Genomic DNA, 10,222 nt, shown 5'->3' with positions numbered 1-10,222 from the left:
CACCAAGTAGCCAAGCAATACCGCGGGGTCCATCGCACGGATTCGTTCCTCTCCTGTGAATGCCGTCGGACCCCGCACTTTTGTTCCCTAGCAATCATCCTAAATTGGAGACCAACATGAGTGCACAAACATCGCAAGGCGTTGCTGCACGGACCGTGGCGATGGAAGCGGCTCCCGACCGCAAGAAACCAGGTCTGCTCGATCGTATCGCCGACCATTTACGTCGCTACTGGCAGTTGTGGATTCTTTCCGCTCCGGCATTGTTCTTCGTAGGATTGTTCTCCTACGTGCCGATGTGGGGCATCCAGCTCGCCTTCCGCGAGTTCGATCCGACCAAAGGCCTGACCGGCGGCAAATTCGTCGGTTTCAAATACTTCCTGGAATTCTTCCACAATCCGCTGTTTGGTGAGATTATGACCAACACCATCCGCATTTCCCTGTGGACATTGGTCATGGGCTTCATCTTCCCGATTATCCTGGCCCTGCTGATCAACCAGATCGCCGAATACATCATCGGTGCGGGCGGCAAGCGGCTGCGGCCGGCGTTGCTGCTGCTCGTCGCCGGCGCGCTCGGCGAAACGTCGCACCAGCGGCACGTGCTCGCGGCCGTCGTCGAATTCATCCACACGGCCACGCTGCTGCACGACGATGTCGTCGACGAATCGGAACTGCGGCGCGGCCGCCAGACTGCAAATGCGCTGTTCGGCAACGCCGCGAGCGTGCTGGTCGGCGACTATCTCTATTCCCGCTCGTTCGAGATGATGGTCGGCGTCGGCAAGATGCGCGTGATGGAGATCCTGTCGGAAGCGACGACGATCATTTCCGAAGGCGAAGTTCTGCAACTGCTCAACATGCATGACGCGGACGTCGACGAAGCCCGCTACATGCAGGTGATCCGCTACAAGACCGCAAAGCTGTTCGAGGCGTCCGCCCGCCTTGGCGCGGTATTGTCGGGCGCCGATGCGGCGACCGAGGCCGCCGCGGCAGAATACGGGCGTCGCATCGGCACCGCGTTCCAGATCATGGACGACTGGCTCGACTACGCTGGCACAGCCGAGGCGATGGGCAAGAACGCCGGCGACGACCTGCGCGAAGGCAAGCCGACGCTGCCGCTCATCTATCTGATCGAGCGCGGCACGCCCGAACAGGCGAAGCTCGCACGCGAGGCGATCGAGCAAGGCGGCACCGACCGCTTCGACACGATTTTCGAAGCGATCACGAGTTCGGGCGCACTCGACCACACGCTCGAATGCGCGCGCCAGGAAGCGCAGGCCGCAGCCGCCGCGATCGCGTCGTTCCCGAATTCCGTTTATAAGGAAAGCCTGCTGGAGCTGTGCCTGTACTCGACGTCGCGGCAGTCCTGAGCGCGAAACGGCGGAGCATGGACTCCGCCCGCCGCGCATCCGATCGTGCGTGGCATGAAGTTGCATGGATGGAATGGAAGTCTCCCAAAAATTTTTCAAAAAAAGCTTCCATTCCAGAAAATGCACTGGTATAGTTACGTTCTTGGTTGACGACGCAGCAGCTTTGAAAAACTGAAGCTTCGAAAAATCCAAATCGGGGTGTAGCTTAGCCTGGTAGAGCGCTACGTTCGGGACGTAGAGGCCGGAGGTTCGAATCCTCTCACCCCGACCAGATTTGTAAAAAAACCGTGCACAAGCGTGCACGGTTTTTTTTTTGCCCGCGGGCCGCACGGCACCGTATCGCGGTGCGACACGATCGCGCCGCCGGCCTCTGCTATATTCCCTCCATCCCTGTCCTTCACTGCCCATTCCGACGCGTGGACCAAATTCCCTTATGGGCGCAAATCAGCGCCGTCTTTCTGCTTCTCCTCTGCTCCAGCTTCTTTTCCATTTCCGAAACCGCGATGATGGCGCTCAACCGCCATCGTCTGAAACACCTTGCCGGCCAGGGCGCACTCGGCGCGAAAACGGCCCAGGGCCTGCTCGGCCGCACCGACCTGCTGCTCAGCGTGATCCTGATCGGCAACAACCTGTTCAATACGATCATCCCGGTCCTCACGACGTCGATCGCGCTGCACACGTTCGGCAGTAACAACGTTGCGCTGTCGATCGCGACCGGCATCGTCGCGTTCCTGATCATCGTGTTTGCGGAGATCGCCCCGAAGATCGTCGGCGCGACATTTCCCGAGCGCATCGCGCTGCCCGCCAGCCTCGTCATCGCGCCGCTCATGCGCGTGCTCAAGCCGATCGTCTGGACTGTCAATGCGCTGGCGAACGGCGTGCTGTGGGTACTCCGCATCAACACGAAGAAGGGCCGCGACCAGCGCATGTCGGCCGACGAACTGCGCACCATCGTGCTCGAGTCGAGCAGCTTCATGCCGACCAAGCACCGCAGCATCCTGCTCAATCTGTTCGACCTCGAGAACATCACCGTCGACGACGTGATGGTGCCGCGCCGCCATATCGAGTCGCTCAACTTCAACGCGCCGTTCGACGACATCCTGCATCAGCTCGAAACCTGCTATCACAACCGGCTCGTCGTCTACGAGGGCGACATCGACAAGGTGCTCGGCGTGCTGCACGTCCGCAAAACGCTGACCTCGCTGCACCATCAGGATTTCGATCGGGACATGCTGCGTTCGCTGCTCGCCGAGCCGTACTACGTGCCATCCGGCACACCGGTTTTCCAGCAGTTGCAGTACTTCCAGGAGAGCCGCCACCGCACGGCCCTCGTCGTCAACGAATACGGCGAACTCGAAGGGCTCGTGACGCCCGAGGACATCATCGAGGAACTGATCGGCGAATTCACGACGTCGATGCCGCGCACCGAACATGCCGGCGGCTGGAACGAGGACGGCGAATGCATCGTCGCGGCCAGCATGCCGCTGCGCGAGCTGAACCGCTGGCTGCACCTGAAGCTGCCGACCGACGGGCCGAAGACGCTCAACGGGCTGATCCTCGAAGTCCTCGAGGAAATCCCCGAGGGCGACGTGTGCGTGAAGATCGGCGACGTGATGCTCGAAGTGATGCGCAGCGACGATCAGGCGGTGCGCACCGTCAAGCTGTTCAGACCGCGCCCGTCGCGCACCATGCGCGGCATCGTGCGTTAGCCGGACGGCCGACTGCCGGTGCGGCCTTCGCCGCACGATCATGAGCCGGTCACGGTCATCTGGCGGCCTGCGTGCCGGCGCTCATGCTTTTCACCCCATCCACGGAAGTGTCCGGCACGCCCCTCCCGGCGGCGGCCGCCGCGCCCCTTCCCCTTGATGCCGCCCAGCTCGACGATGCGCCTGCAGTACGGTTGCTGGCCGATACGCTGCACGCCGCGCGCACGCGCGCCGCATCGGACATTCACATCGAACCGTTCGAAGCCGGCTGGCGCATCTGCCTGCGCATCGACGGCGTACTGCACGATTACGCGCGTCCGCCCGTTCATCTTCGCGACGCGCTGGTCACCCGCATCAAGGTGCTTGCGCGGATGGACATCGCCGAGCGCCGCATTCCGCAGGACGGCCGGCTGCGCATCCCGATCACCGGCGACGAGCGCGGCGACTACCGCGTCAGTTCGCTGCCGACACTGTTCGGCGAAAAGCTCGTGCTGCGCCGTCTCGACACGCTGCCGCCGGATCTCTCGCTCGCGCGTCTGGGTTTCGATGCGCAGCAGGCGAGCATGATGGAATCCGCGATCCGCGCGCCGCACGGCCTCGTGCTCGTCACCGGCCCGACCGGCAGCGGCAAGACGTTGTCGTTGTACTGCGCGCTGCAGATGCTCGATCGCGATACGCACAACGTCTGCACCGTCGAGGATCCGGCCGAAATCCAGCTCGACGGCATCAATCAGGTCGGTGTCGCCGAAAAGGCCGGCTTGACCTTCGCCACCGCGTTGCGTGCGCTGTTGCGCCAGGATCCCGACATCATCATGGTCGGCGAGATCCGCGATGCGGAAACGGCCGACGTCGCGATCAAGGCCGCGCAGACCGGTCATCTCGTGCTGTCGACGCTGCACACCAACGACGCGCCCGCGGCCATTGCGCGGCTGCTCGATATCGGTGTCGCGCCATACAACCTCGCGGCCGCACTCAGCCTCGTCACCGCGCAACGGCTGGTGCGCCGTCTGTGCCCAATGTGCCGCGTACCGTCGGACGCGCCGCCGCGCCTGTTGCGTGAGGCGGGATGTGAACCGTCCGCTCTCGAGTCGGGCTGGCGGCCATTCGTCGCGCGTGGCTGCGATGCATGCCACGGCATCGGCTACCGGGGCCGCATCGGCATTCATCAGATGATGCCGGTTTCATCGGGGCTCAGGGATCGGGTCGTTGCACGGGCGAGTGTCGGCGAACTCGCCCGGCACGCACAAGGCGAAGGCGTGCGCAGCCTGCGCGATGCCGCGCTCGCCCGCGTCCACGATGGCACGACGAGCCTCGCGGAAGCACTCGCCGCGACACCCGCCGCATGAACGCGCTGGCGCCGCCGCGCGAAACGCGCTTTGCCTGGCGCGGTCGGTTGAGCGACGGCAGGCCATGCCGTGGTGTCGCGATCGCATTCGACGCCCACGGTGCGCGCGACGCACTCAAGCGACGCGGCGTAACCGTGCTGTCGCTCGACGAGCGTGGTGCGGCACGGCCGCCGCGCGCACGGGCACGCGACGTCACGCGATTCACCCGACAGCTCGCCAGTCTGCTGCAAGCCGGCCTGCCGCTCGCGCCGTCGCTCGGCATACTCGCGCAGTCCGACGGACGTGACGGCATGCCGCGCATTGCCGCCGGCCTCGCACGCGAGATCGTCGGCGGACGGCGCTTCGCTGCCGCGCTGGCACGCTACCCGGCGCATTTCGGCTCGCTGTACCGGCAACTGATCGAAGTGGGCGAATCGTCCGGTGCGCTCGGCGCGGTGCTGACACGCATCGCCGATCACCGCGAACGGGCGGATGCGCAATGGCGCAAGCTGCGTGCCGCGCTGGCGTATCCGGTCGCCGTTGTGCTGTTTGCCCTCGCCATCACGGTCGCGCTGATGCTGTGGGTCGTGCCGACGTTTCGTCAGATCTTCGACGGTTTCGGTGCCGCGCTTCCCGCGCCGACACGCATGCTGCTGGCGCTCGCAGCGGGCATGTCGGCGTGGGGTGGCCCGCTGCTGGCATGCGTTGCCACGGCGGTGCTCGCGGCTCAGCGCGCGATCCGGCATTCACGCGCGCTCCGCTACGCACTCGCGCAACGCCTGCTGCACACACCGTTCGCCGGCGCCGCGATGCGCCAGCTTGCCGCCGCGCGCTGGTGCCGCGCGCTCGCGACGCTGCTCGCCTCCGGCGTGCCGCTCGCCGATGCGTTTGCAACGCTCGAACGCACGGCAGGTCATCCGGTGTTCGAGCGGGCGACCACGCACATCGCGGCACGTGTGCTGCGCGGCGCGCGTCTGGCCGATGCCATGCGCGCCGCCGGCTGCTTTCCCAGCGACGTCGTGCAGCCGATTGCGGTCGCAGAGGAAACCGGCACGCTCGACACGATGCTCGCCGATATCGCCACATTGTGCGAACGCCAGCTCGATGCGCATCTCGACACGCTCGCCGCACTGGGCGAGCCGCTGATCGTCATTGTGCTGGGCGCATTGGTCGGCGGCCTCGTCGTCGCGATGTACCTGCCCATCCTTCAATTGGGCAACGTGGTGTAGCATCGCAACCGAATCTGTCGCCTTTTAGTTCGAATTCCGCCCATGACGCCCGTACCGCTGTACGCCGCCCCGGACTCGCCGATGAGCACATTGTCTGCACTGGCGATGCTGCCTCCCGTCGCCCAGTATGCGTTCGCCATCGTGCTCGGCCTGTGCATCGGCAGTTTCATCAACGTGGTCGTCCACCGGGTGCCGGTGATGATGCAGCGCGCATGGCAAGCGGAACTCGCCGAAGCGACCGGCAAGACCGCCGAGCCGGACGACGGCTATCCGGCGCGCTACGATCTATGGCATCCACGCAGCGCCTGTCCGCATTGCGGCCACGTGCTGCGCGCGTGGGAAAACATTCCGCTCGTCAGCTACCTGCTGCTCCGCGGACGCTGCCGCCAGTGCGGCCATTCGATCGGCGTCCGCTATCCTCTGATCGAACTGGCGGGTTCGCTGTTCGCGGCCGGCTCGCTTGCCGTGTTCGGGCCGACCGTTGCCGCCCTCGCCGCATTTGGCCTGTGCGCGGCGCTGCTCGCCATGAGCGCCATCGACATTCAGACAGGCTACCTGCCCGATTCGATGACGCTCCCGCTCCTCTGGGCCGGGCTCGCGATCAATCTCGGCGGCACGTTTGCCTCGTTGCGCGCGGCCGTGATCGGCGCGATGGCGGGCTATCTGTTCCTCTGGTCGATCTATTGGCTGTTCAGGTGGCTGCGCGGCGTCGAGGGCATCGGCTTCGGCGATCTGAAGCTGCTCGCCGCGCTCGGTGCCTGGCTCGGCTGGGCCGCCTTGCCGCAGGTGGTGCTGTTTGCCGCGGTGACGGGTGCAGTCGTCGGCCTCATCGCGATGTGGCGCGGCCGCATGCGCTTCGAAGAGCCGATTCCGTTCGGCCCGTTTCTCGCGGCAGGCGGCGCCGCAACGCTGTTTTTCGGCACGCCGTTCTATCTGGCGCTCGGAGGCTGATTCATGTTTGTAGTAGGACTTACCGGCGGCATCGGCAGCGGCAAGACGACCGTCGCCGACCTGTTCGCAGCCCGCGGCGTGTCGATCGTCGATACCGACCTGATTGCCCATCGCATCACGGCGCCCGGAGGACTCGCAATGCCCGGGATTGCGCAGGCCTTCGGGGCGGACTACGTCGCCGCCGACGGCTCGCTCGACCGCGCGAAGATGCGCGCACTGATTTTCAGCGACGATACGGCGAAGCGTCGGCTCGAAGCGATCACGCATCCGTTGATTCGCGCGGAGACCGATCGTGAAAGCCGGGAAGCGCAAGGCGTGTATTTAATGCTGGTCGTGCCGCTGCTCGTGGAATCCGGCAACTGGAACACACGAGTCGATCGCGTGCTGGTCGTCGATTGCGACGTCGAAACCCAGATCGCGCGGGTGATGCGCCGCAACGGCTTTGCACGCGAGCAGGTCGAAGCGATCATCGCCCGGCAGGCGTCACGCGACGCGCGCCTTTCGGCCGCCGACGATGTCATCGTCAACGACGCGGCAACGCACGATGCGCTCGATGCCCAGGTCGATGCACTGCACCAGCGCTATCTCGCCTGCGCCGCTGCGGTGCAATGATCGCGGTGCACGGCCCTGTCCGCGGCACCGCTCCCGGATCGCGCACGAAATTGGCGCGTTGCTAGGGTACACAGTGGGCATTAGAATGTCCTGCATTGTGTTATTCCCTACGCGAGAGGCGAGCGCGCTTGATTCTTTACGAGTATCCGTTTAATGAGCGAATCCGCACGTTGCTGCGCCTCGAAGACCTGTTCGAGCGCTTCGCGTTCTTTGTTGCGCAGGAAGACGCACGTGAACATCACGTCGCGCTGACAACCCTGTTTGAAATTGCCGAGGTCACGGGCCGCGCGGATCTGAAATCGGATCTGATGAAGGAACTCGAACGCCAGCGCCAGACGCTTGCGCCCTTTCGCGGCAATCCGGGCATCGAGCAGAATGCGCTCGATGCGGTGCTGGACGAGATCGAGCAGACGCTCGCGAATCTCACGCAGATGCAGGGCAAGACGGGCCAGCATCTGGTCGACAACGAGTGGCTCGCGAGCATCCGCAGCCGCGCGGTGATTCCGGGCGGCACCTGCAAGTTCGATCTGCCGTCGTATTACGCATGGCAACAATGGCCCGCCGAACAGCGACGCCAGGACATCGCGAAATGGATCGCGCCGCTGCTGCCGCTGCGCGACGCGGCGTCGATCGTGCTGCGCCTCGCACGGGAGTCGGGCCAGGCATCGAAGGTGATGGCGATGCAGGGCAGCTACCAGCAGATGCTGTCCGGCCGCACGTATCAACTGATGCAGGTCCGCGTGGCGCCGGAACTGCACGTGATTCCCGAGGCCAGCGCCAACAAATACATGCTGTGGGTACGGTTCACCATGCAGGACGGCGATGTGCGGCCGCGCGCGGTGGACATCGACGTCCCGTTCCACCTGACACTGTGCAATCTGTAACGGCCGCGCGGCGGCTCGACGTTTTCGTATGACTACCGTTGTGAAATGCCCGTCCTGTGGCGCCGAAGTGCGCTGGGTGCCGGAAAATCGCTTCCGGCCCTTCTGTTCGGCCCGCTGCAAACAACTCGATCTCGGCGCATGGGCTGCCGAGAAATACCGGATCGGCAGCACCGACGACGCGCCGCTGTCCGAGGAAGACGAAGCGGACCGGCGCCGCGACAGCTAAGCCGCCGGTCGGCGCGGCCCGCCGGTCACCGGCAAGCCGCCCTCCGGATCTCAGCGTTGCGCCTCGTCCTGCGCGAGCAGTTCGAGCACGGGCAACGCTGCGGGCAACAGCGGCGCGACGTCGACCGGCAAATGCTGCCAGACGAACGCCTGCCCTTCCTTGCTGTGCGGCTCGCCCGTCCAGCCGGTCACCTTGCAGAAGTAGAGCCGCACATATGCGTGCGGATAGTCGTGCTCGAGCGTATGCCAGCGATGGCACTCGGTGACGACGATACCCAGTTCCTCGTGCAGTTCGCGCGCAAGCGCGTCCTCCACACTTTCTCCCGCCTCCAGCTTGCCGCCCGGAAACTCCCAATAACCCTCGTACGGCTTGCCCTGCAGGCGTTGCGCCAGCAGATAGCGACCGTCGGGCTGCACCATGATGCCGACGGCGACTTCAGTCACCTTCCGGCCATCGGGCGCACGCACGGCGCCCTTTGCGATATCCGCGCTCATGCCTGCTCCTTGCGGCCCGACCAGTCGCGCGCGAACTGCCAGGCAACGCGCCCCGAACGCGACCCGCGCTCGAGTGCCCAGACGAGCGCGTCGCCGCGCGCCTGTTCGATCTCGGTGTCGTCGCAGCCGAAATGACGCAGCCAGTGCGCGACGACCGCGAGGTAATCGTCCTGCTTGAACGGGTAGAAACTCACCCACAGACCGAACCGTTCCGACAGCGAAATCTTCTCCTCCACGACCTCGCCCGGATGGATCTCGCCGTCGGGGAGATGCTTGTACGTCTCGTTGTCGCTCATGTACTCGGGGAGCAGATGGCGACGGTTCGACGTCGCATAGATCAGCACGTTGTCGGACTGCGCAGCGATCGAGCCGTCGAGCGCCACCTTCAGCGCCTTGTAGCCGGACTCGCCTTCCTCGAACGACAGGTCGTCGCAGAACACGATGAAGCGTTCCGGACGCTGCGCGATCAGCTCGACGATATCGCCGAGATCGTGCAGGTCGTCCTTGTCGACTTCGATCAGACGCAGCCCGTCGTTCGCATAGGCGTTCAGGCACGCCTTGATCAGCGATGACTTGCCGGTGCCGCGGGCGCCGGTCAACAGCACGTTGTTCGCCGGCTTCTTCTGCACGAATTGCCGCGTGTTCTGTTCGATCAGCCCTTTCTGACGATCGATGTTGTGCAGATCGGCGAGCGTGATCGACGATACCGCAGGCACCGGCTGCAGGAAGCCGCGACCCTGGCGCTTGCGCCAGCGGAACGCATGCGCGGCGCTCCAGTCGACGGCCGCCGGCGACGGCGGCAGCATCGCTTCGAGACGGCCGAGCAAGCCCTCCGCGCGCGCCAGAAACTGTTCGAGCTTGTCCATATCGTTCGAATCCGCCCGATCAGGAACGGTAGTCCGCGTTGATGCTCACGTAGTCGTGCGACAGGTCGCACGTCCAGATCGTCGCCTGCGCGTCGCCGCGGCCGAGCAACACGCGAATCGTGATCTCGCTGTTCTTCATCACGCGCTGGCCGTCCTCTTCCTGATAAGCCGGATTGCGGCCGCCCGCCTTCGCGACCAGCACATCGTCCAGATACAGGTCGATCTTGCCGACATCGAGATCGGTCACGCCCGCATAACCGATCGCCGCGAGGATCCGGCCCAGGTTGGGGTCGGACGCGTAGAAGGCAGTCTTCACCAGCGGCGAATGGCCGATCGCATACGCGATCTGACGGCATTCGGCGACGTTCTTGCCGCCCTCGACCTGCACCGTCATGAACTTCGTTGCGCCTTCACCATCGCGCACGATCAGCTGCGACAGCACCTGCGCCACTTCGGTCACCGCATCGCGCAGCGCCGCGTAAGCCGGCGAATCCGTCGACGTGATCGCCGGCAGCGTGCTCGTGCCCGACGCGATCAGGATGAAGGAGTCGTTCGTCGACGTGTC

11 protein-coding genes and 1 tRNA gene are annotated in these 10,222 nt (G+C 64.9%); 9 read left to right on the top strand and 3 right to left on the bottom strand.

The genetic code is table 11. The annotated features are described in order from the left end of the window. Positions 1–452: 452 nt before the first annotated feature. The 9 genes from KH616_RS15065 (at position 453) to KH616_RS15025 (ending at position 8,297) form a co-directional block, all read left to right on the top strand. On the top strand, positions 453–1,364 hold the full coding sequence (locus tag KH616_RS15065) for a polyprenyl synthetase family protein (RefSeq protein ID WP_292247490.1): 912 nt from the start codon (positions 453–455) through the stop codon (positions 1,362–1,364). A gap of 194 nt (positions 1,365–1,558) precedes the next feature. Then, positions 1,559–1,635, top strand: a tRNA-Pro gene (locus tag KH616_RS15060). Between the two features lie 145 nt (positions 1,636–1,780). Then, the gene (locus KH616_RS15055; RefSeq protein WP_292247487.1) at positions 1,781–3,073 is read left to right on the top strand and encodes an HlyC/CorC family transporter; all 1,293 of its coding nucleotides are present in this window, start codon (positions 1,781–1,783) and stop codon (positions 3,071–3,073) included. 83 nt (positions 3,074–3,156) lie between these two features. Next, positions 3,157–4,416 carry an ATPase, T2SS/T4P/T4SS family gene (locus KH616_RS15050; RefSeq protein ID WP_292247484.1) on the top strand — a complete coding sequence of 420 codons (1,260 nt, stop codon included), beginning with the start codon at positions 3,157–3,159 and terminating at the stop codon, positions 4,414–4,416. After that, on the top strand, positions 4,413–5,624 hold the full coding sequence (locus tag KH616_RS15045) for a type II secretion system F family protein (RefSeq protein ID WP_292247482.1): 1,212 nt from the start codon (positions 4,413–4,415) through the stop codon (positions 5,622–5,624). Before KH616_RS15050 ends, KH616_RS15045 begins: the two co-directional genes overlap by 4 nt. A 42-nt stretch (positions 5,625–5,666) precedes the next feature. After that, the gene (locus tag KH616_RS15040; protein ID WP_292247479.1) at positions 5,667–6,575 is read left to right on the top strand and encodes an A24 family peptidase; all 909 of its coding nucleotides are present in this window, start codon (positions 5,667–5,669) and stop codon (positions 6,573–6,575) included. Positions 6,576–6,578: 3 nt separating this feature from the next. Further along, positions 6,579–7,187, top strand: coding sequence for a dephospho-CoA kinase (gene coaE, locus KH616_RS15035; protein ID WP_292247476.1), 609 nt, complete (start codon positions 6,579–6,581; stop codon positions 7,185–7,187). 128 nt (positions 7,188–7,315) lie between these two features. Further along, a complete protein-coding gene (zapD, locus tag KH616_RS15030) occupies positions 7,316–8,071 on the top strand; it encodes a cell division protein ZapD (protein WP_292247473.1) in 756 nt (251 codons plus the stop codon). A 28-nt stretch (positions 8,072–8,099) separates the two neighbouring features. Then, positions 8,100–8,297, top strand: a complete 198-nt coding sequence (locus KH616_RS15025; RefSeq protein ID WP_292247471.1) for a DNA gyrase inhibitor YacG — start codon at positions 8,100–8,102, stop codon at positions 8,295–8,297. 50 nt (positions 8,298–8,347) lie between these two features. On the opposite strand, the gene KH616_RS15020 is transcribed toward KH616_RS15025, so the two are convergent. From KH616_RS15020 to KH616_RS15010, 3 genes are all read right to left on the bottom strand, one after another. Further along, complete coding sequence (locus KH616_RS15020; protein WP_292247468.1) at positions 8,348–8,791, bottom strand: NUDIX domain-containing protein; 444 nt, start codon at positions 8,789–8,791, stop codon at positions 8,348–8,350. Further along, entirely contained in the window at positions 8,788–9,657 is an 870-nt protein-coding gene (locus KH616_RS15015; RefSeq protein WP_292247465.1) for an ATP-binding protein, read from the bottom strand. The genes KH616_RS15020 and KH616_RS15015 overlap by 4 nt, the downstream gene beginning before the upstream one ends. A 19-nt stretch (positions 9,658–9,676) precedes the next feature. Beyond that, positions 9,677–10,222: bifunctional ornithine acetyltransferase/N-acetylglutamate synthase (locus tag KH616_RS15010; RefSeq protein WP_292247462.1), on the bottom strand; the 546-nt coding region annotated here is incomplete at its 5' end.

It is taken from the genome of Burkholderia sp., assembly GCF_018375725.1.
In the GTDB taxonomy this organism is placed as follows: Bacteria; Pseudomonadota; Gammaproteobacteria; order Burkholderiales; family Burkholderiaceae; genus Burkholderia.
The sequence above is the reverse complement of the archived record's forward strand: the minus strand, read 5'-3'. Positions and strand labels throughout refer to the sequence as shown.

Excerpts from the sequence above, each read along its gene's own strand:
- KH616_RS15065 (WP_292247490.1), top strand. The coding sequence starts at position 453 with ATGGGCTTCATCTTCCCGATTATCCTGGCCCTGCTGATCAACCAGATC.
- KH616_RS15050 (WP_292247484.1), top strand. The coding sequence starts at position 3,157 with ATGCTTTTCACCCCATCCACGGAAGTGTCCGGCACGCCCCTCCCGGCG.
- KH616_RS15045 (WP_292247482.1), top strand. The coding sequence starts at position 4,413 with ATGAACGCGCTGGCGCCGCCGCGCGAAACGCGCTTTGCCTGGCGCGGT.
- KH616_RS15040 (WP_292247479.1), top strand. The coding sequence starts at position 5,667 with ATGACGCCCGTACCGCTGTACGCCGCCCCGGACTCGCCGATGAGCACA.
- coaE (WP_292247476.1), top strand. The coding sequence starts at position 6,579 with ATGTTTGTAGTAGGACTTACCGGCGGCATCGGCAGCGGCAAGACGACC.
- KH616_RS15025 (WP_292247471.1), top strand. The coding sequence starts at position 8,100 with ATGACTACCGTTGTGAAATGCCCGTCCTGTGGCGCCGAAGTGCGCTGG.
- KH616_RS15020 (WP_292247468.1), bottom strand. The coding sequence starts at position 8,791 with ATGAGCGCGGATATCGCAAAGGGCGCCGTGCGTGCGCCCGATGGCCGG.
- KH616_RS15015 (WP_292247465.1), bottom strand. The coding sequence starts at position 9,657 with ATGGACAAGCTCGAACAGTTTCTGGCGCGCGCGGAGGGCTTGCTCGGC.